19 protein-coding genes are annotated in these 23,148 nt (G+C 72.1%); 13 read left to right on the plus strand and 6 right to left on the minus strand.

Annotated elements, in window-relative coordinates:
• The first annotated feature begins 204 nt into the window (after nucleotides 1–204).
• Entirely contained in the window at nucleotides 205–1,443 is a 1,239-nt protein-coding gene (locus Vau01_RS06930) for a S8 family serine peptidase (RefSeq protein WP_203988650.1), read from the plus strand.
• A gap of 1 nt (nucleotide 1,444) precedes the next feature.
• Here Vau01_RS06930 and Vau01_RS06935 read toward each other — a convergent pair whose 3' ends face one another.
• Nucleotides 1,445–2,122, minus strand: coding sequence for a Crp/Fnr family transcriptional regulator (locus Vau01_RS06935; protein ID WP_203988385.1), 678 nt, complete (start codon nucleotides 2,120–2,122; stop codon nucleotides 1,445–1,447).
• 313 nt (nucleotides 2,123–2,435) lie between these two features.
• On the opposite strand from Vau01_RS06935, the gene Vau01_RS06940 reads away from it, so the two are divergent.
• From Vau01_RS06940 to Vau01_RS06995, 12 genes are all read left to right on the plus strand, one after another.
• Nucleotides 2,436–3,641, plus strand: coding sequence for a CapA family protein (locus Vau01_RS06940; protein WP_203988652.1), 1,206 nt, complete (start codon nucleotides 2,436–2,438; stop codon nucleotides 3,639–3,641).
• A complete protein-coding gene (nth, locus tag Vau01_RS06945; RefSeq protein ID WP_373320198.1) occupies nucleotides 3,638–4,447 on the plus strand; it encodes an endonuclease III in 810 nt (269 codons plus the stop codon). Before Vau01_RS06940 ends, nth begins: the two co-directional genes overlap by 4 nt.
• Before the next feature lie 80 nt (nucleotides 4,448–4,527).
• Nucleotides 4,528–5,031, plus strand: coding sequence for a TlpA family protein disulfide reductase (locus Vau01_RS06950; protein WP_203988386.1), 504 nt, complete (start codon nucleotides 4,528–4,530; stop codon nucleotides 5,029–5,031).
• A gap of 103 nt (nucleotides 5,032–5,134) precedes the next feature.
• The gene (locus Vau01_RS06955; protein WP_203988388.1) at nucleotides 5,135–5,782 is read left to right on the plus strand and encodes an NUDIX hydrolase; all 648 of its coding nucleotides are present in this window, start codon (nucleotides 5,135–5,137) and stop codon (nucleotides 5,780–5,782) included.
• Between the two features lie 4 nt (nucleotides 5,783–5,786).
• The gene (locus Vau01_RS06960) at nucleotides 5,787–6,971 is read left to right on the plus strand and encodes a MarP family serine protease (RefSeq protein WP_239151369.1); all 1,185 of its coding nucleotides are present in this window, start codon (nucleotides 5,787–5,789) and stop codon (nucleotides 6,969–6,971) included.
• Nucleotides 6,972–7,058: 87 nt separating this feature from the next.
• Entirely contained in the window at nucleotides 7,059–7,670 is a 612-nt protein-coding gene (locus Vau01_RS06965; RefSeq protein WP_203988390.1) for a TetR/AcrR family transcriptional regulator, read from the plus strand.
• Nucleotides 7,671–7,678: 8 nt separating this feature from the next.
• Nucleotides 7,679–8,452, plus strand: a complete 774-nt coding sequence (locus Vau01_RS06970; RefSeq protein WP_239151370.1) for a TIGR03084 family metal-binding protein — start codon at nucleotides 7,679–7,681, stop codon at nucleotides 8,450–8,452.
• A complete protein-coding gene (locus Vau01_RS06975; RefSeq protein ID WP_203988392.1) occupies nucleotides 8,449–10,125 on the plus strand; it encodes an acyclic terpene utilization AtuA family protein in 1,677 nt (558 codons plus the stop codon). Before Vau01_RS06970 ends, Vau01_RS06975 begins: the two co-directional genes overlap by 4 nt.
• Nucleotides 10,126–10,228: 103 nt before the next feature.
• Nucleotides 10,229–11,344 carry an acyl-CoA dehydrogenase family protein gene (locus tag Vau01_RS06980; RefSeq protein WP_203988393.1) on the plus strand — a complete coding sequence of 372 codons (1,116 nt, stop codon included), beginning with the start codon at nucleotides 10,229–10,231 and terminating at the stop codon, nucleotides 11,342–11,344.
• Nucleotides 11,345–11,346: 2 nt separating this feature from the next.
• Entirely contained in the window at nucleotides 11,347–12,933 is a 1,587-nt protein-coding gene (locus tag Vau01_RS06985; protein ID WP_203988394.1) for an acyl-CoA carboxylase subunit beta, read from the plus strand.
• A gap of 31 nt (nucleotides 12,934–12,964) precedes the next feature.
• Nucleotides 12,965–14,977 carry an ATP-binding protein gene (locus Vau01_RS06990; protein WP_203988395.1) on the plus strand — a complete coding sequence of 671 codons (2,013 nt, stop codon included), beginning with the start codon at nucleotides 12,965–12,967 and terminating at the stop codon, nucleotides 14,975–14,977.
• A gap of 15 nt (nucleotides 14,978–14,992) precedes the next feature.
• Nucleotides 14,993–16,153: an acyl-CoA dehydrogenase family protein gene (locus Vau01_RS06995; RefSeq protein WP_203988396.1), complete on the plus strand. Its 1,161-nt coding sequence runs from the start codon at nucleotides 14,993–14,995 to the stop codon at nucleotides 16,151–16,153.
• Nucleotide 16,154: 1 nt separating this feature from the next.
• Here the strand turns inward: Vau01_RS06995 and Vau01_RS07000 are convergent, their stop codons facing one another.
• The 5 genes from Vau01_RS07000 to sp36 all read right to left on the minus strand — a co-directional run bounded on the left by Vau01_RS07000 (nucleotide 16,155) and on the right by sp36 (nucleotide 23,131).
• Nucleotides 16,155–17,954 (minus strand): serine/threonine-protein kinase, encoded by a 1,800-nt coding sequence (locus tag Vau01_RS07000; RefSeq protein WP_203988660.1) that lies wholly within the window; start codon nucleotides 17,952–17,954, stop codon nucleotides 16,155–16,157.
• A gap of 51 nt (nucleotides 17,955–18,005) precedes the next feature.
• Entirely contained in the window at nucleotides 18,006–21,581 is a 3,576-nt protein-coding gene (locus Vau01_RS07005) for an adenylate/guanylate cyclase domain-containing protein (RefSeq protein WP_203988397.1), read from the minus strand.
• Nucleotides 21,578–22,330, minus strand: a complete 753-nt coding sequence (locus tag Vau01_RS07010; RefSeq protein ID WP_203988398.1) for an MBL fold metallo-hydrolase — start codon at nucleotides 22,328–22,330, stop codon at nucleotides 21,578–21,580. Before Vau01_RS07010 ends, Vau01_RS07005 begins: the two co-directional genes overlap by 4 nt.
• Nucleotides 22,331–22,496: 166 nt before the next feature.
• Nucleotides 22,497–22,961: a RidA family protein gene (locus Vau01_RS07015; RefSeq protein WP_203988399.1), complete on the minus strand. Its 465-nt coding sequence runs from the start codon at nucleotides 22,959–22,961 to the stop codon at nucleotides 22,497–22,499.
• Nucleotides 22,958–23,131, minus strand: a complete 174-nt coding sequence (gene sp36 / locus Vau01_RS07020; protein WP_203988400.1) for a Sp36 family protein — start codon at nucleotides 23,129–23,131, stop codon at nucleotides 22,958–22,960. Before sp36 ends, Vau01_RS07015 begins: the two co-directional genes overlap by 4 nt.
• Nucleotides 23,132–23,148 lie beyond the last annotated feature (17 nt).

The following is a 23,148-nucleotide window of genomic DNA, read 5'->3' on the forward strand; positions in this document are numbered from 1 at the left end:
GGACGGTGCGTAGCGATTTGTTTTGCCCGGAAATGCCCGCACGCATCGACAGCGGTCAGAGACGACCGTCTCGTCGTTGTGGCGAGGAGCCGTCAGAATGGACGCGCCGTGCGTGTGTTCATCGATCAATGTCGGTCCGCGTTCATCGCCATTCTCCTGGCGACGCTGACTGCGATTGGTGCTGTTCTGGTGCCGGCCGTCCTGATGCCGGCACCCGCCCGCGCCGACTCGGTCCGCAACGAACAGTGGCAGCTCGGGGCGTTGAACGCGGTCGCCGCGTGGCAGTACTCCACCGGCAGCGGCGTCACCGTCGCGATCCTCGACTCCGGCGTCGACGCGACCCACCCCGACCTCGCCGGCCAGGTGCTTCCCGGGATCGACCTGGTCGACGGCTCCACCGACGGGCGGGTCGACCCGGTCGGCCACGGCACCACCGTCGCCGCGCTGATCGCCGGCAAGCGCGACGCCGACGGCGTGGTGGGCATCGCGCCCGACGCCAGGATCCTGCCGGTGCGCGTGCTCGACAAGCAGAACCGGTACGACGACGCGTCCGTGGTCGCGAAGGGGCTGCGCTGGGCGGTCGACCACGGGGCGCAGGTGGTCAACCTGTCGCTGGGCGGCGTCACGCAGAGCGACCTGCTCGCGTCGGCCATCGAGTACGCGGCCGCGCGCGACGTGGTCGTGATCGCGTGCACCGGCAACATCGCCCAGACCACCGGCGCCGACCTGCGGGTCTGGTACCCGGCCCGGAAGCCGGGCGTGGTCGCGGTGACGGGCCTGCGCAACAGCTCCTCGCCCGGGCAGACCTGGCTCGACCGCCCGGCCGGCGACGAACTCTGGCCGGGTGCGCTCACCGGCCCGGAGACGGTGCTCAGCGCGCCCGCGGCGAGCCTGGTCGGCGCCCGTCCGGGCGGCTACTGGCGGGTGCAGGGCACCAGCTTCGCCGCTCCCCTGGTGACCGCGACCGCGGCCCTGGTGCGGGCCCGGTTGCCGCAGCTGGACGCGGCCAACGTCATCAACCACCTGATCGCCACCGCGAGCGACCTGGGCCCGCCGGGCCGCGACGACCGCTACGGCTTCGGCCTGGTCGACCCCCTGGCGGCGGTGACCACGAAGCTGCCCGAGGTGGCCGGGAACCCGCTCACCGACGTGCGGTCGCTGGCCCAGCCCGCAACCGGTGGCCAGCCGAACGCCGGCTCAGGCGGCGTACCGGGCGCGGCCGGCCCGGCCGGAGCCGGCAACCAGGCGACCGACGCCGCGAACCCGGTGGCCGAACCCGAGAAGACGGCGGCCAACCGGCCGGACCGCCGGGTGGCGGCCGTGACGGTGGCGGGCGTACTCGGCCCGCCCATGCTCGCGCTGGGCCTGCTGCTGACAGCCGTCTACGCCGACCGACGCGGTTACCTGCGCCGGTACCGGCGCTCCCCGCGCCACCTGCGGTAGGTCAGACCCGGGCGCGCCGGGCCAACCGCTCCGGGTCGAGGATTATCACCGACTTGCCGTCGAGCCGGAGCCACCCGCGGGACGCGAAGTCGGCCAGCGCCTTGTTCACGGTCTCCCGCGAAGCCCCGACGAGCTGGGCCAGCTCCTCCTGCGTGAGGTCGTGGGTGACCCGCAGAACCCCGCCGTCGCGGTTGCCGAAGCGACCGGCCATCTGGAGCAGGTTCTTGGCGACCCGGCCGGGGACATCGGTGAATATGAGGTCGGCCAGCGCGTCGTTGGTGCGTCGCAGCCGCCGGGCCAGCACGCGGAGCAGCTGCTCGGCGATCTCGGGCCGGTTGGTGAGCCACGGACGCAGCGCGGTCTTGCGCAGCCGGGCCAGCCGGGCATCGGTGACAGCGGTGGCCGTCGCCGTGCGCGGACCGGGATCGAACAGCGACAACTCGCCGATCATGTCGCTCGGGCCGGTGAGGGCCAGGAGGTTCTGTCGCCCGTCGGCGGCGCGCCGGCCTAACTTGATCTTGCCGGACAGCACGATGTAGAGGCTGTCGCCAGGGTCGCCCTCGTTGAAGACGACCTCGCCCTTGCGGGCCTCGACGTACTCCAACTCCTTCGCCAACGACTCGGCAGCATCGGCATCCACCCCCTGGAAGATGCCGCTACGGGCCAGTACATCATCCATCGCGCCTACCTCGAATCCCGCGCGAAACGCGCCAGATCAGTTTATGCACAACGGGCGTGATAACGAACGTCGCCCAGCAGTGCGTCCGTCATCAGTCGAACAGCGGGCACACGAGTGGCGCGGTTGCGCTAGTGTCCGCGCGATGGGTGTGTACGGAAGCCGCCGAGGCGACGACGAGCCGGGTTGGGGCGAACAATCGCCCGGTGTGTACCGTTCGCCCGAATCTAGCGGAAGTTATCCGGCCGAGCGGTACGACACGCCGGGACCGTATCAGGGCCCGACGTACGGTCCGCCATCCGACCCCACGTCCGGTATGTACGGAAATCAGCCTCCGCCAGCCGCACCACCGCCGCCGGCCCAGCGCAGGCGACGCTCCGGGATCAACCGGACCGCGATCATCCTCACCATCCTCGCGGTGCTGCTCGTCGGCGCCGGCACCGCCGCCGCGGCCACCCTGCTGTCGGGCGACGACAAGGGCAACGAAGCCGGCGAAACGGGCACGAACACCGGCGACGGCAAGACGCCGAACGCGCCCGCCTCGTCCGCGCCGGCGAAGGAGCCGATCTCGATGTCGGCCACCGGCGACGTGGTGATGGGCATGCCGGGCCGGTTCGCGCCGAACAACGGCAAGGGCATGTTCGACGGTGTCGCGCCGCTGCTCAAGGCCGACTTCCAGATGATGAACCTGGAACAGACGATCACCGACGACACCGGCGTGACGAAGTGCGGCGCCAACAGCACGTCGTGCATCGCGTTCCGGACCCCGCCCGCCACGGTGCAGAACCTGAAGGACGCCGGCACCCACCTGGTCAACCTGGCCAACAACCACGCCTACGACTACGGCGACAAGGGTTACAAGAACACCCAGCAGGCGCTCGACGGCGTCGGGATCAAGTACACCGGCTGGACCGACCAGATCACGGTGCAGGAGGTCAAGGGCGTCAAGGTGGCGGTCGTCGGGTTCTCGCCGTACGAGCGCTGGTCGAACGTCTGCACGAACACCGACACGGCGGCGGCGCTGATCAAGAAGGCGACCAGCCAGGCCGACATCGTGGTGGTGCAGGTGCACATGGGCGCCGAGGGGTCGGACAAGACCCGCGTCAAGCCCGGCACCGAGAACTACGTCGGCGAGAACCGGTGCGACCCGATCAAGTTCTCGCACGCCGTGATCGACGCCGGCGCCGACCTGGTGGTCGGGCACGGCCCGCACGTGGTGCGCGGCATGGAGTTCTACCAGGGCCGGCTGATCGCCTACAGCCTGGGCAACTTCGTCGGCTACGGCGGAACGCTCAACTACTCGGGCATCCTCGGCGTCACCGCGGTGATCAAGGTCAGCCTGAACCCCGACGGCACCTGGGCGGGCGGCACGCTGATCCCCACCAACATCGTGTCGCCGGGCGTGCCGAAGGCCGACCCGAACAAGCGCGCGATCACCACGATCAGCGACCTCACCAAGAAGGACTTCCCGACCACGGGTCCGGCCATCGCCGCCGACGGCACCATCACCGCGCCGAAATAACGTCGTACCGCCGAAGTACCCTGGCTTGCGTGACCGAGACGCTGCTGGGCTTGAAGCGGCGTGCCCGCCGCATGGCGCGGGAACTCGCGGCTACCCATCCCGACGCTCACTGCGAGCTCGACCATTCGAGTCCGCTCGAGCTCGCGGTGGCCACGCTGCTGTCCGCGCAGACCACCGACGTCCGCGTCAACGAGACCACGCCCAAGTTGTTCGCGCGGTACCCGACCGCCGCCGACTACGCCGCCGCCGACCGGGCCGAACTGGAGGGCCTGCTCAAGCCGCTCGGCTTTTTCCGGGCGAAGTCCGACGCGCTCATGAAGCTCGGCCAGGCGCTGGTCGACCTGCACGCCGGCGTCGTGCCGAACACCATGGAGGCGCTGGTCGCGCTCCCCGGCATCGGCCGCAAGACGGCGAACGTCATCCTCGGCAACGCGTTCGACGTACCCGGGCTCACCGTCGACACGCACTTCCAGCGGCTGGTCACCCGCTTCGGCTGGACCACCGAGACCGACCCGGTCAAGATCGAGGTCGCCGTGGCCGGCCTCATCGAGAAGCGCGACTGGACCATGTTCAGCCACCGCGTCATCTTCCACGGCCGCCGGGTCTGCCACGCCCGGAAGCCGGCGTGCGGTGCCTGCACGATCACGCGCAGTTGCCCGTCCTACGGCCTCGGGCCCAAGGACCCGGCCGTCGCCGCGAAACTGCTCAAGGGCCCGCGCGTCGCCGAGCTCGCCCGGGCCGCCGGCGCGCCCGTGCCCGAGGGCGCCACCTCGGAGGAGGGCGCATCAGAGGAGCCGGCGCTGTGAGGGTGGTTGCGGTCGTCGCGCTGCTCACCCTCGTCGTCACTTCCGGCTGTTCAAGGGGACGGGATGGGTCCGCCCCGCCCGTGACCTCGGATTCGGGCACCGGGGCCCCGTGCGTGCCGGCGGCGACATCCGCCGCCTCGGCTTCGCCGGGCGTCAACGTCGAAACCGCCAGCAACCAGAAGGTTCCCGACGTCGCCCTGGCCTGCTTCGCCGGCGGCGACAAGGTCGAGATCGGCGAGCTGCACCGGCCCGCGATCGTCAACCTGTGGGCGTCGTGGTGTGCGCCGTGCCGCACCGAGCTTCCCGCGCTGAACACCTACGCCCAGCGGGGAACAGTGCTCGTGCTCGGCGTCAACACCGAAGACTCCCGCACCGGCGCCGGCTCGATCGTCGACGACCTCAAGCTGGGATTCCCCAACCTCTACGACCGCGAGGGCAAACTTCACAAGGCGTTGGGGAGCCTGCCGATGCCCGTCACGCTGTTCCTCACGGCCGACGGCACCGTGGTCTACACCCACCGCGCCGGCGCGCTCGACACGGCCGGGTTCGAGCGGATCGCCCGCGAGTACCTGGGGGCACCGTGACCGAGCACTTGTGCGAGGGAACCATCAGGCTCAGCGGAGTGGATCCGATCGCGGAGCGAGCGAATCCACTCCGAGACCGGACCTCGCTCCGCGAGGTCCGGTCGTGACGGAGCTTCCCGACTGGTTCGAGCCGCTGCTCACCAATGCCCGCGGGTCCGACGCGTCCACCTGGACCCGTCTGCCGACGCCCGCCGACGGCCGGGCCAGCGCCGTCCTCGTCCTCCTCGGCGAGACCGAGCGTGACGGCCCCGACGTGCTGATCCTCCAGCGCGCGGCCACGATGCGCAGCCATGCGGGCCAACCCGCGTTCCCCGGTGGGGCATCCGATCCCGACGACGACGGCCCGGCCGCGACGGCGCTCCGCGAAGCCGAGGAGGAGGTCGGTCTGAATGCCGACACCGTCGAGGTGGTCACGGAGTTGCCCACGCTGTGGATCCCGGTCAGCAACTTCCTGGTGACACCGGTGCTGGCCTGGTGGCGCGCGCCGCATCCGGTGCGGCCGGTGGCGTTGGCCGAGGTCGAGGCGGTGCGGCGGGTGCCGGTGGCCGAGTTGGTGAACCCCGACAACCGCTTGCGGATCCGGCATCCGAGCGGGTTCGTCGGGCCCGCGTTCAAGGCCGGGCCGATGCTCGTGTGGGGGTTCACGGCCGGCGTCCTGTCGACGTTGCTCGAACTCGGCGGGTGGGCGCGGCCCTGGCCGACAGACCGGATCGAGGACCTGCCGGACACGAGCGCCGTCCCTCTACGCTGACAAGGTGAACGGAAGCGTGGTCGATCTCGTCCTCATCGGACTCCTGCTGATCTTTGCCTTCAACGGCTATCGGCAGGGGTTCGTCGTCGGCCTGCTCTCGTTCGCCGGGTTCTTCAGCGGTGCGCTGGTCGGTCTGCAACTGGGTCCGCTGCTCGCCGACCGCTTCGACACCGACGCCAAACGTGTGCTCGTCTCGATCATCGTGATCTTCGGCCTGGCCGTGTTCGGCCAGGCCGTCGCTGGTTTTCTGGGTTCCCGCCTGCGCGGGGCGATCCGGCACCGCGGCGCGCAACGGGTCGACGACGCCGGCGGCGCGGTGGTGTCGGTGGTCGCCGTGCTGCTGGTCATCTGGCTGGTCGCGACGCCGCTGAGCCAGTCGTCGCTGCCGTGGCTGGCCCGGGCGGTCAACAACTCGATCATCCTCGGTGTCGTCGACAAGGCGATGCCGAACAAGGCGCGCGCGCTGTCGGAGGCGCTGCAGGAGACCGTGAACACGCGCGGATTCCCGCGGGTGTTCGACGGGTTCGGCCCCACCCGGGAACGCGAGGTGCCCGCCCCCAACCCGGCGCTGGCCAACTCACCGGTGGTGAGGAACTCGCAGCCGTCGGTGCTGAAGGTGCTCGGCAACGCGCAGAGCTGTTCCCGTCGCATCGAGGGCACCGGGTTCGTGTACGCGCCGGAACGGGTGATGACCAACGCCCACGTGGTCGCCGGTACGAAGACGGTGAAGGTCGAGACCGAGAGCGGCAGCCTCAACGGCAAGGTGGTCGTCTACGACCCCGAGCGCGACCTCGCCGTCATCTACGTGCCGAAGCTGAAGGCCACGCCGCTGAACTTCGCCCCCAAGCAGGCGTCCACCGGCGCCGACGCGGTGGTGCTCGGCTACCCCCTCGACGGCCCGTACGACGCCCAGGAGGCGCGGGTCCGCGAGGTCCGCAACATCACCGGCCCCGACATCTACGACAACGGCCAGGTGACCCGCGAGGTCTACACGATCAAGGCCCTGGTCCGCAGCGGCAACTCCGGCGGACCGCTGATGAGCTCCGAGGGCGCGGTGCTGGGGATCATCTTCGCCGCCGCCGCCGACGATCAGGAGACGGGCTTCGCGGTCACCGCGGGTGCCGCCACCAAGGTCGCCGACGCCGGCCGCGGGGCGACGAACGCCACCAGCACCGGCGAGTGCGCCTGATCCTGACGGCTCGCGCGGCCCGATTCCTGGAACGGATCTAAAACAGTCAGGCTTGACTGATTGTTTGTTCGCCGCCAGGCTTAGCGGGTGACCGCCACCAGCCGGGCGCCGCAGCAGGAACGGAGCCGGCTCACCCAGCAGCGCCTGCTCGCCGCCACCGTCGACTGCCTGGTCGAGCACGGCTGGTCCGGGGCGACCACCACGGTCATCGCCGAGCGGGCCGGGGTCTCCCGGGGTGCCCAGTTGCACCACTACCCCACCCGCGCCGCGCTCGTCCTCGCCGCGGTCGAGCATCTCGCCGAGCTCCGGGCGGCCGAACTCCGGGCGGAGGCGGCCGCGCTCGGTGACCTGACCAAGCACGACCGGCACGACCGGGTGCTCGACATGCTGGCCGCGAGCTTCACCGGTCCGCTGTTCGTCGCCGCGCTGGAGGTCTGGGTGGCCGCCCGCACCGATCCGGACCTGCGCCGGGCCCTCATCCCGCTGGAGGCCAAGGTCGGGCGGGAGATGCACCGGCTGGCCGTCGACCTGCTCGGTGCCGACGAGTCGGCACCCGGCGCCCGCGAAGCCGTGCAGGCGACGCTCGACCTGATGCGCGGTCTCGGCGTCGCGAACCTGCTCACCGACGACTCCGCCCGCCGCGCGGCGCTGCTCGCCGTCTGGAAGGACCAGCTCGCCACCGTTCTGAACGCCAGCTAGGAGCCGCCGTGCCCGACCCCACCCTCGCCCGGGTGCTCGCCGACCTCGCCGCCGAGTCCGCCGACCTGGACCGGATCGTCGCGGCCCTGCCCGCCGACGACTTCAGCCGGCCCACCCCCGCCCCCGGCTGGACGATCGCCCACCAGATCGCCCACCTGGCCTGGACCGACTGGATCGCGCTGACCGCCGTCACCGATCCCGACGCGTTCCTCGCCCAACTGTCCGCGCCCGGCGCGACCGACCCGGGCTTCGTCGACCGCGCCACCGAGACGTTCCTCGGCCCGCCGCAGGAAGTGCTGTACCGGTGGCGGAAGGGCCGCGCCGACCTCGCGACCGCGCTCACCGCGACCACGGCGTCGAAGGTGCTCTGGTTCGGCACCTCGATGTCGCCGACGTCGATGGTCACCGCGCGGCTGATGGAGACCTGGGCGCACGGCCTCGACGTCGCCGACACGCTGGGCATCGAGCGCGGGTTCACGCCGCGGCTGCGACACGTCGCCCACCTCGGTTACCGCACGATCGGGCACGGGTTCATGGCGCACGGCCGGCCCCGGCCGGCGGCGGAGTTCCGCGTCGAACTGTCCACACCGGACGGTTCACTGTGGACGTTCGGCCCCGACGACGCGCCCGAGCAGATCTCCGGGCCCGCGCTGGACTTCTGTCTGCTGGTCACGCAGCGACGGCACCCCGACGAGCTGGCCATCAAGACGACCGGGCCGGTCGCCACCGAGTGGCTCGAGGTGGCACAGGCGTTCGCCGGCCCACCCGGAGCGAAAAGATGAGGATCGGCAACGCGTCCGGCTTCTACGGCGACCGGTTCAGCGCCTGGCGCGAGATGCTCGAGGGCGGCGACCTCGACGTCCTCACCGGCGACTACCTCGCCGAACTCACGATGCTCATTCTCGGCCGCGACCGCGGCAAGGACCCCGCCCTCGGGTACGCGAAGACGTTCCTGCGCCAGCTCGACGGCTGCCTCGCCACCGCGCTCGACCGCGGCGTCACGCTGGTCACGAACGCGGGCGGCGTCAACCCGGCCGGGCTGGCGTCCGCCGTGCGCGAACTGGCCGGACGGCTCGGCCGCGAGGTCCGCGTCGCCTTCGTCGACGGTGACGACGTGCGCACGCACGCCGCCGTGCCGCGGAACGCGTTGACGGCCAACGCCTACCTGGGCGCGTTCGGCATCGCCGAGTGCATCAGGGCGGGTGCCGACGTGGTGGTGACCGGCCGGGTCACCGACGCCTCACTGGTGATCGGCCCGGCCATCGCCCGCTTCGGCTGGACCCGCGACGACCTCGACGCGCTGGCCGGTGCCACCGTCGCCGGCCACATCGTCGAGTGCGGCGCCCAGGCGACCGGCGGCAACTTCCCGTTCTTCACCGAACTCCCCGACCGGGCCCGGCGACCCGGCTTCCCGATCGCCGAGATCGAGGCGGACGGGTCGAGCGTCATCACCAAGCACCCGGGCACCGGTGGTGCGGTGACGGTCGAGACGGTCACCGCGCAACTGCTGTACGAAGTGGACAGTCCCGCCTACCTCGGTCCCGACGTGGTGGCCCACCTCGACTCGGTCAGGCTCGACGATGTGGGCCCCGATCGGGTGAAGGTCAGCGGCGTCAGGGGCAGCCCGCCGCCGCCGACGGTGAAGGTGGGCGTCACCACGCTCGGCGGGTTCCGTAACAGCGTCACGTTCGTCCTCTGTGGACTGTCCATCGAGGACAAGGCCGACCTGATCCGGGAACAGCTCACGGGTGCGGTGGGCAAGGACGGGTTGGAGTTCCGGCTCGCCCGCACCGACCACGCCGACCCGACCGACACGGAGTCGGGCAGCGCGCTGCTCCACGTCCACCTGAAGGACGCCGACCCGAAGCGGGCCGGACGCGCGTTCTCGGCGGCCGCCGTGGAACTGGCACTGGCGAGCTACCCGGGTTGCACGATGCTCGGGCCGCCCGGCGACGCCGCGCCGTACGGCGTGTTCGAGGCGGTCGCCGTGCCGCAGCAGGACGTCCCGCACACCGCGGTACTGGCCGACGGCACGCGCGTCACCGTCACCCCGCCTTCAAAAACCACGACTGCGCGCAAGCCTTACGGCGGACCGCAACCGACGACCGCGCCGTGGGAACCCACGGCGTTGCGTCCACTGGGGACGGTCGCGGGGGCCCGCTCGGGTGACAAGGGTGCCGACGCGAACCTCGGTGTGTGGGCGCGCAACGACGCCGGATACGAGTGGCTGCGCGGTTTTCTCACCGTCGACCGGGTGAAGGCGTTGCTGCCGGAGGCCGCGACGATCCCGGTGGAGCGGTACGACCTGCCGAACCTGCGCGCGGTGAACTTCGTGCTGAGCGGGCTGCTCGGTGCCGGCGGCGTCGCCGCGTCGACCCGGTTCGACCCGCAGGCGAAGGCGCTCGGCGAACTGTTGCGGGCCAGGCTGGTCGAGATCCCGGTGAGGTTGCTGTGACCGAGCACTTGTGCGAGGTCACCATCCGGCTCAGCGGAGCCGATGCGCTCGCGACGCGAGCGGATCGGCTCCGAGACAGCAACTCGCGGAGCGAGGTGCTGTCGTGAAAGAGCTCCGTGAGCTCACGCGCAGGTTCACCGAACGCGAGATCGTGCCGTTTCTGAACGACTGGGAACGCGCCGGCGAGGTGCCGCGTTCGCTGCATCTGGCCGCCGGCAAGGCCGGGCTGCTCGGCGTCGCGTTCCCGGCGGAGGTCGGTGGCGGCGGCGGGACGCTGCTCGACTCCCTCGCCGTCGCCGAAGAGGTGATCCTGGCCGGTGGGTCGTCGGGCGTGATCGCGGCGCTGTTCACGTTGGGCATCGCGGTGCCGCACATCGTCGCGGCGGGCGATCCGGCGCTGATCGACCGCTACGTGCGGCCGGCACTGGCCGGCGAGAAGATCGGTTCGCTCGCGGTGACCGAGCCCGACGGTGGTTCGGACGTCGCGTCGCTGCGGACGCGGGCCGTGCGAACCGACGGCGGGTATCTGCTGACCGGCAGCAAGACGTTCATCACCAGCGGCGCCCGCGCCGACTTCGTGGTCACCGCCGTGCGTACGGGCGGCGCCGGACACGAGGGCGTCTCGCTGCTCGTGGTCGACACCGACAGCCCCGGTTTCCGGGTGACCCGGCGGCTCGACAAGATGGGCTGGCACTGCTCCGACACCGCCGAACTCGCCTACACCGACGTGCTCGTGCCGTTCGCGAACCTGGTCGGCGCGGAGGGAACCGGCTTCGCGCAGATCATGCGGCACTTCGCCAGCGAGCGGCTGTCACTGGCGACGCAGGCGGTGGCGACCGCGCGGCGCTGCCTCGACCTCACCCTCACCTGGACCCGGCAACGGGAGACGTTCGGCCGGCCGCTCGCGAGCCGGCAGGTGGTGCGGCACCGGCTCGCGGAGATGGCCCGCCGGGTCGACGTCGCTCGCACGTACGTACAGAGCGTAGCGGCGCGTGTCGAGAACGGTGAGCCAGTCGTTAGCGAGGTGGCGATGGCGAAGAACACCGCGGTCGAGGCCTGCGACTTCGTCGTCGACGCGGCGGTCCAACTGCACGGCGGTTTCGGCTACATGCGCGACGCCGAGGTGGAGAGGCACTACCGGGACGCCCGGATCATGGGCATTGGCGGCGGTACGACGGAGATCATGAACGAGATCATCGCTAGACAGCTGGGGGTCTAGACATGGTGGCACTGGAGACCTCGCTCGACCCGAGGTCCGAGGCGTACGCCGAAAACAGAAAAGCGATGCTCGACCGCCTGGCCGAACTCGACGCGGCGGCCGACCAGGCCCGCGCGGGCGGCGGTGAGCGGTACGTGGCCCGGCACCACGCCCGGGGCAAACTGCTCGCGCGCGAGCGCGTCGACCTCCTGCTCGACCGGGAGAGCCCGTTCCTGGAACTGGCTCCCTACGCGGCCTGGGGCACCGACTACGCGGTCGGCGCGAGCCTGGTCACCGGCATCGGGCTGGTCGAGGGCGTGGCCTGCGTGATCGTGGCCAACGACCCGACCGTGCGGGGCGGCTCGGTCAACCCGTACTCGTTGAAGAAGACGCAACGGGCGCACGCGATCGCGCGCATCAACCGGATGCCGATGATCAACCTGGTCGAGTCGGGCGGCGCCGACCTGCCCACCCAGGCGGAGATCTTCATTCCCGGCGGGGGCGGATTCCGTGACCTGACCCGGCTCTCGGCCGACGGTGTACCGACGATCGCGGTGGTGTTCGGCAACGCCACGGCCGGCGGCGCCTACGTGCCGGGGATGAGCGACTACACCATCTTCGTCCGCGATCAGGCGAAGGTGTTCCTGGCCGGTCCGCCGCTGGTGAAGATGGCCACCGGCGAGGAGGTCGACGACGAGACGCTCGGCGGCGCCGCCATGCACGGCAGCCGTAGCGGGTTGGCCGACCACGTCGCCGAGGACGAGCGCGACGCGATCCGCCTCGCGCGGGCCTGCGTCGCGCGGACCCGGTGGCGTCAGCCGTCCGTTCCCGGCGGCACGGAGCCGAAGTACCCGCTGGAGGACCTGCTCGCGATCCCGTCGGCCGACCTGCGGGTGCCGTTCGACCCGCGCGAGATCCTCGCCCGGGTGCTCGACGGCAGCGAGTTCGACGAGTTCAAACCCTTGTACGGCACGGCCCTGGTCACCGGTTGGGGTTCGGTGCACGGCCACCCGGTGGGCGTGCTGGCGAACGCCCGCGGCGTGCTGTTCTCCGCCGAGGCGCAGAAGGCGGCGCAGTTCATCCAGCTCGCGAACTCGTCGCGGACGCCGCTGCTGTTCCTGCAGAACACCACCGGCTACATGGTCGGCAGCGAGTACGAGCAGAACGGCATCATCAAGCACGGCGCCCTGATGATCAACGCGGTGTCGAACTCGACGGTGCCGCACCTGACCATCAACATCGGCGCCTCGTACGGCGCCGGCAACTACGGCATGTGCGGCCGGGCCTACGATCCCCGGTTCCTCTTCGCGTGGCCGAACGCGAAGTCGGCGGTGATGGGTCCCACCCAGCTCGCCGGCGTGCTGTCGATCGTGGCGCGGCAGGCCGCCGAGGGCAAGGGCCGCACCTACGACGAGGACGAGGACGCGGCCATGCGCGCCATGGTCGAGCAGAAGATCGAGGCGGAGTCGGCGGCGCTGTTCCTCTCCGGCCGGCTCTACGACGACGGGGTGATCGACCCGCGCGACACGCGCACGATCCTCGGTCTATGCCTGTCCATTGTGGACAGTCCGCACGAAAGCCGGCCACCCTTTGGCGTATTCCGAATGTGATGCTCAGAAAAACATGTGAGGTTTGCAGAGCATGATCCGACGACTGCTGGTGGCGAACCGTGGCGAGATCGCCCGCCGCATCATCGTCACCTGCCGTGCGGTCGGGGTGGAGACCGTGGCGGTCCACTCCGACGCCGATGCCGACGCGCCCTACGTCGCCGAGGCCGACTACGCCGTCCGCCTGCCCGGCAACTCGCCCACCGAGACCTATCTGCGCGGCGACCTGCTCGTCGACGCCGCCCGGCGGGCCGGCGCCGACGCCGTCCACCCCGGCTACGGGTTCCTGTCCGAGAACGGCGCGTTCGCACAGGCGGTGCAGGACGCCGGCCTGCTGTGGGTCGGCCCGCCGCCCAAGGTGATCGACGTGATGGGCTCGAAGATCGAGGCCAAGCAGCTCGTCGCCGACGCGGGCGTGCCGACGCTTCCGACCTGGAACGACCCCCTCGACGTCGAGTCCTATCCGGTGCTGGTGAAGGCGTCCGCCGGGGGCGGCGGCCGCGGCATGCGCCTGGTCCGCGACGCGTCGGATCTCGCGGACGCCGTCGCGTCGGCGCGGTACGAGGCCGAGTCGGCGTTCGGCGACGGGACGGTGTTCTGCGAGCGCTACGTGGAGCGCGCCCGCCACATCGAGGTCCAGATCATCGCCGACTCGCACGGCTCCGTGATCTCGCTCGGCGAGCGGGAATGCTCGATCCAGCGGCGGCACCAGAAGATCATCGAGGAGACGCCGTCTCCCTTTGTCGACCCCGCCCTGCGGGAGAAGCTGTGTTCCGCGGCCGTGGCGACGGCTCGCGCGGTGGGCTATGTCGGCGCCGGAACGGTCGAGTTCGTGGTCGAGCCGGACTCGTCGTTCTGGTTCCTGGAGATGAACACGCGGCTGCAGGTCGAGCACCCGGTCACCGAGCTGGTCGTCGGCATCGACCTGGTGCGGTTGCAGTTGCTGGTCGCCGAGGGCGGGAAACTGCCGTACTCCGGGCCGCCGCCGTTGCGCGGGCACGCCGTCGAGGCGCGCATCTACGCCGAGGACCCGACGTGCGCGTGGCTGCCCCGCACGGGCACGTTGCACCGGTTCGACTTTCCGGGCGTCGACCAGGAGTTCGGCCCGATGGTCACACCCGGGCTGCGGCTCGACTCCGGTGTGGTGGCGGGCTCTGCGGTGGGCGTCCACTACGATCCGATGCTCGCGAAACTCGTCGCGTGGGCGCCGACGCGGTACGAGGCCACCCGCCAGTTGGCCACCGCGTTGGCGCGGGCCCGCATCCACGGCGTCGGCACCAACCGCGACCTGCTGGTGCGGGTGCTGCGGCATCCGTCCTTCGTGGCCGGTGACCTCGACACCGGTTTCCTCGACGGGCATCCCGAGGTCTTCGCGCCGCTGCTGTCCTCTGTGGACTGTCTGCGCCTGTCGTGCCTCGCGGCGGCGCTGGCCGCGTCGGCCGCGCGCCAGGAGGCCTCGCCGCTCGCGACGCTGCCGGCCCGCTGGCGCAACATCCCGTCGGTGCCACAGACCGTCGCGTACGAGGCGCCGAGCGGCACGTTCGAGGTCGCGTACCGGCTCGACCGCACGGGCGCACTCAGCGGCTGGACGGTGCGCCGCGTCGAACGCGACGACGTCGGCCTGCCCGGCGCCACCCCGGAACTCGACGGAAGTTCGAACGTCGCGATCGTCTCGGCGACACCGGCCCGCGTCGTGCTCGACGTGTCCGGCGTGCGGTACACGTTCGACGTCGACCGGGTCGGCGACGTGTCCTATGTGGACACCGCCGAGGGCTCGGTCGAGTTGACCGAACTCCCCCGGTTCCCGCCGCCCGGCACCGAAACGGCGGAGGGCACGCTCACCGCCCCGCTGCCCGGTTCGGTGGTGCGGGTGCTCGTGGTTCCCGGCCAACGGGTCGCGGCCGGCGACCTGCTGCTCACCGTGGAGGCGATGAAGCTCGAACACGCCGTGCACGCACCCACCAGCGGCGTGATCACAGATCTGAAGGTCAAGACCGGCGCTCAGGTGGAGGCCGGTGCATTGTTGGCGGTGCTCGCACCGGACTAGAAAGGTCCACCCCTCATGGACTTCGACCTCACCCCGGAACAGACCCTGCTGCGCGACTCGGTGGCCTCGCTCGGCCGTCGCTTTGGGCACGAGTACTACGTGGCAAAGGCGAAGGCCGGCGAGCACACCCACGAACTGTGGGCGGAGACGGGCAAGCACGGCTACCTCGGCGTCAACCTGCCCGAGGAGTACGGCGGCGGCGGTGGCGGCATCACCGAGCTGGCGATCGTCGTCGAGGAACTGGCCGCCGCCGGCTGCCCGCTGCTCCTGCTCGTGGTGTCGCAGGCGATCGCCGGCACGATCGTCGCCAAGCACGGCACCTCGGCCCAGAAGGAGCGATTCCTCTCCGGGATCGCCGACGGCACGGTGAAGTTCTGCTTCGCGATCACCGAACCCGAGGCCGGCTCCAACTTCCACAAGCTGTCGACGGTCGCCACCCGCGACGGCGACGACTACCTCATCACCGGCCGCAAGGTCTACATTTCGGGCGTCGACGAGTGCGACCACATGCTCGTGGTCGCCCGCACCGCCGACTCCCGCGACGGCAAGCTGAAGCCCGCGCTGTTCCTCCTGCCCACCGACGCCCCCGGGCTGTCGCGCAGCAAGATCGAGATGGAGATCGTCTCGCCGGAGAACCAGTTCCAGGTATTTTTCGACGAGGTGCGGGTCCCGTCGTCCGCCCTGGTCGGCGGCAGTGCCGACGCGGGCCTGCCGGCCCTGTTCAGCGGCCTGAACCCGGAGCGGATCACGGTGGCCGCGATGGGCGCCGGCACGGCCCGGTACGCGCTGGAGAAGGCCGCGAAGTACGTCGCCACCCGCAACGTGTGGGGCCGCCCGATCGGCGCCCACCAGGGCGTCGCCCACCAACTGGCCAACGCCTGGGCCCAGGTCGAACTGGCCCGGTTGGCGATCGCGAAGGCCGCGTCCGTCTACGACACCGGCCGCGACCTGGAGGCCGGCGTGGCCGCCAACCTGGCGAAGTACGCGTCGTCGGAGGCCAGCGTCCTGGCGGTCGACACGGCGATCCAGGTCCACGGCGGCAACGGCATGACCACCGAGTACGGCGTGGCAACCCTGCTGGGCGGCGCGCGGGCCGGCCGGATCGCCCCGGTGTCGCGCGAGATGATCCTGAACTTCATCGCCCAACACGTACTCGGCCAGGAAAAGAGCTACTAAGTCAGCGGACGAAGCGGGAGTCGCGGAGTTTGCTGGGTGGGGTGCCGGCCAGGCAGCGGTAGGTGCGGTCGCCGTTGCGGACCTGCTCGCGAGACGGTGGCAGCACCTCGACCTGCCAGTTCTGCTGGGTGTTCAGCGCACGTGCGTTGGTGGCGCTGCACACCTGGCGGACCTGCTGGTTCTGCTTGATCGTGGTGTGCGACGCGGTGTCGAGGCCCTCCGGCAGGGGCGCGGTCGCGAAGACCTCCCACACGTGGGGTTCGGTGCACGCCACTGCGGCGGCGCGGGCCACGCCGCCCTGCACGGTGACGCCGTTGAAGCACTCCGGTTGCTGCACGCACTGCGCGGTGCCGGCCGGCGACAGCGGGCACGTCGGGCTGGACTTCACCGGCGCGGCCACGAACGTCGTCGCCGGGTCGGCGGAGCCCATCCGCATGCCGGCGACGGCCACGGCGGCCAGCGCCAGCAGATAGCCGGCGGCGATTCCGGCCATCAGGAGGCGGCGCAGGCGCGGCGTCCGCGTCGGCCGGGCCACACCCTCATGAGGGGACGCGGACCGCACGCCGCCGCGGCCGCCGGGCACGAAGCCCAACCCGGGCGAGCCGACCTCGGGCGAAACGGCCGAACCGAAGTCACCGGGCGACCCGGCCACGCCGGACGATCGGATCACACCTGGCGAGCCGGGCATCCCCAGCGAGCCGATCACACCGGGCGAGCCGGGCATTCCCGGCGAACCGGCCATGCCGATCGGTCCGGGCATCCCCGGCGAACCGGGCGGCCCGAGCGGTCCGGGCATCCCCGGCGATCCGGCCACACCGTGCTGGCCCGGCATCCCGGGCGCCCCCGGCCAACCGGCGGCGGGTGGAACCGACAGCACCGGCGCCGTCGGTGGCGCCGCCGGGGCGAGCGGTCCCCCCGGGTTCACCACCTGCGTCTCACCGCTGTCCGCGTCATCGGCACCCGGCGCCGACTGGTGCCGCAGCATGCCCGTCGGGATCGCGTGGGGCGAAACGGCGCCCAGCTCCATCGCCAGCAACAGGTCCCGCAACTCGGCCGCGCGCGGCCGGGCGGCGTCCACATTGGACATTCCGCGCAGGACGAGGCCCATCAGGTCGCGCGGGACGTGGGGGAGGTCGGGGATCGGGTCGGCGAACATGTCGACCAGCGAGGCCAGGCTCGGGTCGCGGGAGTTCGGCCACCGGGGCGGCCGGCCGGCCAGCAGGGCGTACAGGGTGGCGCACAGCGAGTACACGTCGGCCGCGGGTGCCGGGGGCGCGTGGTTGAACATCTCCGGCGGCGCGTAGGCCGGCGTCAGCACGTCGAGGGTGATCGAGATGTCGCGGTTCTCGGTGACGACGGCCAGGCCGAAGTCGGCCAGGGCGGGCTCGCCGAAGTGCGTCATGAGGATGTTGGCCGGCTTGACGTCGCGGTGCAGCACGCCGAGTTCGTGCGCGTCGGCGAGGGCGTCGGCGATCTTGACGCCCACGTCGCGGACCTCGGCCGGCGGCAACGGCATCCGCCGCATGCGCTCGGAGTACGAGCCCTGGCACAGCTCCATGATCAGGAAGGGGTGGCCGTCGATCGTGACGCCGGCGTCGAACAGGTCGACCACGTGCGGGTGGCTCGACATCCGCCCTGCTGCCCGGGCCTCCCGCATGAACCGGCGCTGGTCGCGCTCGTTCTCCAGGATCCCGTTCTCGACCTTGACGGCGACCAGCCGCCCGACCGACTCCTGCATCGCCCGGTACACGGTGGCGTAACCGCCCCTGGCCAGCACGGACAGGCCGGTCAAACCCGGCACCGTCGGTACCCGCTCGGCGGTCACGTTGACAACGTACGCCAGATCGGTAACTCAGCCGACAGCGGCAAGTGTCGCGTCGGCGGCAACCCGTTCCGAGATCTGCTGCGTTCCGTACGCTTCGCGCACGGCTGATGCCGCGACGGTCAACGCCTCGGCCCGGTCACCGGCCGCGGCCAGCGCGGCGGCGAGCACCCGGCCGGCCACGACCCGGCTGCGGACGTCTTCGGCCGGCAGGTCGACGGCCCGGCGGGCCCAGCAGAGCGCGTCGGTCGGCCGGTCGGCGGCGAGCAGCGCCTGCGCGTACCCGGCCACCGCCTGCCGGCGCGGGAACAGCAGCGACGGCTCGGCCGCGGCCGCCGCGATGTCGCCCAGTTCGGCGAGCGCCTTGCCGGTGTCGCCGGCACCCAGGTCGGCCAGGGCACGCAGGGCCCGCGGCCCGACCCGCGTCGCCGGCAGCACGTTGTGTGACCGCATCCGGTCGAGCACCAGGTCGGCGTCGGCCGCGGCGGCCACCGGGTCGCCGAGATCGAGGTGCACGAACCCGCGCACCGTGCCGGCCATGCCGATGAGCAGCGGGTGCCCGGTGCGCGTCGCGCAGTTGTACGCGTCGTCGAGCAGGTCTCGGGCGTGTGCCGGCTCGCCCAGCCCGCGGGCCACCACGCCGCGCACCACCAGCGACAACCCGCGTCCCCAGTCGTCGTCGGCGGCCTCGAAGTCGCGGAAGGCGCGCCGCGCCGCGGCGTCGGCTTCGGCCAGGTCACCGAGTTCGGCGGCCGCGTAGGCGCCGACGGCGCGCAACGTGCCGACGGCCCACACCTCACCGACCCGCTCCCCGAACGGCAGGAACGCGGTGGCCAGCCGCCGCGCCTCGGCGAGCCGGCCGGCGAGCAGGCGGGCGAACGCGGTGGTGCCGCGCAGCCAGGCCCGGCCGACCGGATCGCCGAGTTCGGCGAATCGCCGCGCGGCCCGCAGGATCGAGACGTCGGCGCCGACGAAGTCACCGCGGGTGACCGTCACCCAGGCCAGGTCCTGCAACGACCAGGCCTCGTTGCGCCGGTCGCCGGCGGCGACCGCGATCTGGTTCGCCGACCGGAACCGCTCGGTGGCTTCGGTGAGGTGGCCGGCCCGGTAGTCGGCCATGCCGAGCCGGCGCAGCACCGCGGCCCGCTCACCCGGCAGTCCGGCGGCGGTGGCCGCGTCGAAGGCCTCGTTCCAGGCGGCCCGCGCCCGGTCGAGCTCCCGGTTCGCCTCGTACGCGCGTCCGGCCAGCAGCAGCGCACCGGCGCGAACCGTGGCATCGGTCGCATTGGCGGCAATCTTCTCCGCGTACTGAAGAGCATCCGGGACGCGTCCCAGCTGCAACAATGCCCGGGCGTGCACCAGCCGTTGGGGTGCCGACAGCAGGCCGCCGCCCAGCGCCGCCGCCCGCTCGGAGTACCGGGCCGCCTGCGCCGGCTCGCCACCGGCGAGCGCCCGCTCGGCCAGCCGGGCCAGCGCCGCCAGCCCGATCGGGGCCACCGCCCGCGCCGGCGCGTCGGGCCGCAGCCGCACCACCTCGGCGAGCGCGGACGCCCGCTCGGCGTGCTCGGCGACGAACGCGTCGTCGCCGCGACCGGGGCCGCCGATCGCCCAGTGCACCAGCGCGGCGTGCCGCTCGGCCAGGTTGCTCTTGCCGATTCCGGCGTAGGCCGCCTCACGCAGCAGCGGGGTGGCGAACGCGTACCCGCCCCGTACCCGGCGCAGCATCCGGCGCTGGAGCAGTTCGTCGACGGCCCGTTCGAGTTCGACCGCCGCCACGGCCGCCGGCCGGCGGGCCGCCATCGACCGGGCCTGCTGCAGCGACTCGACCGCGCCGGCCGGCACGGTGTCGCCGACGACCGCCGAGTCGCGGAGCACCGCACGGGCGTCGGGCGGCAGCGCGTCGATGCGGGCGGCGAGCACCGCGGCCAGGTCGCGGGAGAGCAGCCGGCCGCCGAGCGAGCCGGACGTCAGCCTCCACAGTGGACCGTGCGACCGCGCCGGACCGTGCTCGGGCACCGCGATGCTGGTGAGCGCGCCGCGCTCGCGCAGCAGCGTGATCAGCTCGGCCAGGTAGAACGGGTTGCCCTGGGCGGTGGCGAGCAGCTTGTCGGTGTCGGCGGCGCTCAACCGCCCCCCGGACAGGTAGGCGCTGAGCAGGCGGGCGGCGTCGGCACCGCGCAGCGGCGGCAGCGCGTAGACCTCCGCGTCGGCGAGCCGGGTGAAGATGCCGGCCGTGCGGACCAGTTCGGGCCGGCCCAGCATGAGCACCAGCACCGGACCGGTGAGCCGCTCGAGCGTGGCGGCCAGCCCGTCGACCGTCTCGGCGGTGGCGTCGTGCAGGTCGTCGACGATCACCACCAGGGGACTCTCGGTGGCCAGCGCCGACAGCAGCTCGGCGACGGCGGCCGGGGTGGCTTCCAGGTCGAGGTCGTCACCCGGACCGGCGGGACGGCCGTCGCGCGTCAACGCGTACCCGTCGTCGGGGCCGTGGTCCTCGCCGCGGCCGTATCCCAGCAGGGTCAGCAGCTGGGTGACGGCGACGCCGGGCGAGTCGCGCCGCCGGCCGCGCTCGAGACGCTGGACCAGCCGCCGCAACCGCTCCTCGGCCTGGGCCCGGCCCACCTGGGCGCCGTCGGCCGGCAGACCGATGGCCGCCCGCACCAGGTCGGCCAGCGGAGCCAACCGCCTCAGCTCACCGAACGCCGCGCAGTGGACGGTGAGCACCCGCGCGCCGGAGGGCACGACGTACCCGCCGGTTGCCACCGGGTAACCCGCGGCCAGCCGCTCGACCTCGCCGGCGAACCGGGTCTTGCCCAGCCCCGCCTCACCGGTGACCACCAGCGTGCGCGGCTCGCCCCGGTCGATGGTGTCGGCCAGCCGGCTCGCCACCCAGGCCAGCTCGGGCTCGCGACCCACGAACGTCGCCTCGTCGCCGATGCCGGACCGGGTGCCGGGTGCGTCGAGCAGGCCCAGCAGTTCGAACGCGGCCACCGGCTCGCGCTTGCCCTTCAGCCGCAGCGGCCGCAGCCCCCGCCAGGAGGCGATGTGCCGGGTGCCGGCCGAGGTGGTCGCGCCGGCGTAGACCGCGCCGACCGCCGCCGCGTCGGCCAGGCGCGCCGCGGTGTTCACCGTGTCGCCGATGACCGTGTACTCGATGTCGGCCTGCACGCCGGCCACCACCGGACCGGTGTTCAGGCCCACCCGCAGCCCGAGCGGCGCGCCGCCGCCGCGCTCGTCGTCGAGGACCCGGCGCACCGCGCGCTGCATCGACAGCGCCGCCCGCACGGCGCGCTCCGCATCGTCTTCATGCGCGACGGGCGCGCCGAAGACCGCCATGATGCCGTCGCCGGTGAGCTTGTCGACGTGCCCGCCGAACGTGCGCACGGAGCCGGCGAGCGCGGCGAGCACCCGGTCGGTGACCGCGCCCACGCGCTCCGGATCGGTGTCTTCGGCCCACGCCGTGAACTCCGACAGGTCGCCGAACAGCACGGTGACGACGCGGCGCTCGGTGGCCGGCAACGACGCGGCGGCCGGCAGCGCCGATCCGCAGTTGTGGCAGAACCGCGCCCCTGGCACCGCGACGGTTCCGCAGACCGGGCACGTCACGGTCTATCCCGTTCCTTCAGGTAGGCGAGCTGGGCCCGCACCGTGGCCTCGGCAGCCGGCCACAGCACCTCGTCGACATCGGCGTAGACGGTGCGGACCACGTCGATCGGCTCCTCGGCACCGGCGGCGACCGCACTCCGCACCTGTTCCAGGCGTGCTTCCCGGTGGTTCCGGTAATAAACGGCCGCCGCGGCGCAGTTGGCCAGCGGTGGACCGTGACCCGGCAGCACGGGCAGCGCGCCCAGCCGGCGGAGCGTGTCGAGGCTGGCCAGGTAGGAGCCCAGGTCGCCGTCGGGCCAGGCGACGATCGTGGTGCCGCGGCCGAGGATGGTGTCGCCGGAGAGCACCGCCTCGTCGTTGACGACGTAGCAGACGGAGTCGCCGGTGTGGCCGGGCGTGTCGATCGCCTGCACGGTGAGGCCGCCGGCCTCGAACGTGCCGTCGAAGTCGAGCACCGGAGCGCCGGTGAGCTCAGCCAGGCGCGGCACGCCCTCGGTGTGGTCGAAGTGGCCGTGCGTGATCAGGATCGACTCGACCGGGCCGTGGGCGGCGACGGCCTGCAGGTGACCCTCGTCGAGCGGGCCGGGATCGACCACCACGTAGCCGGCGTCGCTGCCGGGGGCACGCAGCAGCCAGGTGTTCGTGCCGTCGAGCGTCATCGGCCCGGCGTTGGGCGCCCGCACGAGCGTCGCCCATGAGGGCAACGAGTCGAGCAGAGCGGCCGCAGGCGCGGTGACGTGGCCCACCATGCCAGCGATGTTACGGGCGCGAGATGACGCCGCTGCCGTCCGATCGGCGGCCCGTGGCCCCCCTGAACGCCGATCTTGCTGGCTCGTTGCCCGGTTTCGCGGTTATTTGTTGTGGTTTGCGGTGGGCAAACTGCAGGATCAACGACAGTGCGCTCTCAGCGAACTCTCAGCTCGCCTCGACCTCGAAGATCGCCTCGACCTCGACCGGGACGCCCCGCGGAAGCTCGGCCACGCCGACCGCGCTCCGGGCATGCCGGCCGGCCTCGCCGAGAACCTCGCCGAACAGCTCGCTGGCACCGTTGATCACCGTGGGCACGTCGGTGAAGCCGGGCGCCGCCGCCACGAAGCCGACCACCTTCACCACGCGCACCACGCGGGCTAGGCCGACCAGCGCGTCGACCGCGGCCAGCGCGCTCAACGCGCACCGGCGGGCGAGCGCGGCGGCCTCCTCGGTGGTGACCTCGGCACCGACCTTGCCGGTGGCGAGCACCTTGCCGTCGGCGATCGGAACCTGGCCCGACACGTAGACGTGATTACCGGTCTGCACGGCCGGCACGTACGCCGCCAGCGGCGCGGTGACCGGGGGCAGTTCGAGACCGAGTTCGGCGAGCCGCGCGAAGGGATCGGTCATCGGGCGTCTCCGGGGTTGGGCAACGGCCGCTTCAGGTAGGCCACCAGGTTCTCCGAGTTCGGACCCGGAATCACCTGGACCAGCTCCCAGCCGTCTTCACCCCAGTTGTCGAGGATCTGCTTCGTGGCGTGCACCAGCAACGGCACGGTGGCGTACTCCCACTTCTGCATAACCGAGACCTTATCGG

The organism is Virgisporangium aurantiacum (genome assembly GCF_016863635.1).
GTDB classification, from domain to species: Bacteria; Actinomycetota; Actinomycetes; order Mycobacteriales; family Micromonosporaceae; genus Virgisporangium; species Virgisporangium aurantiacum.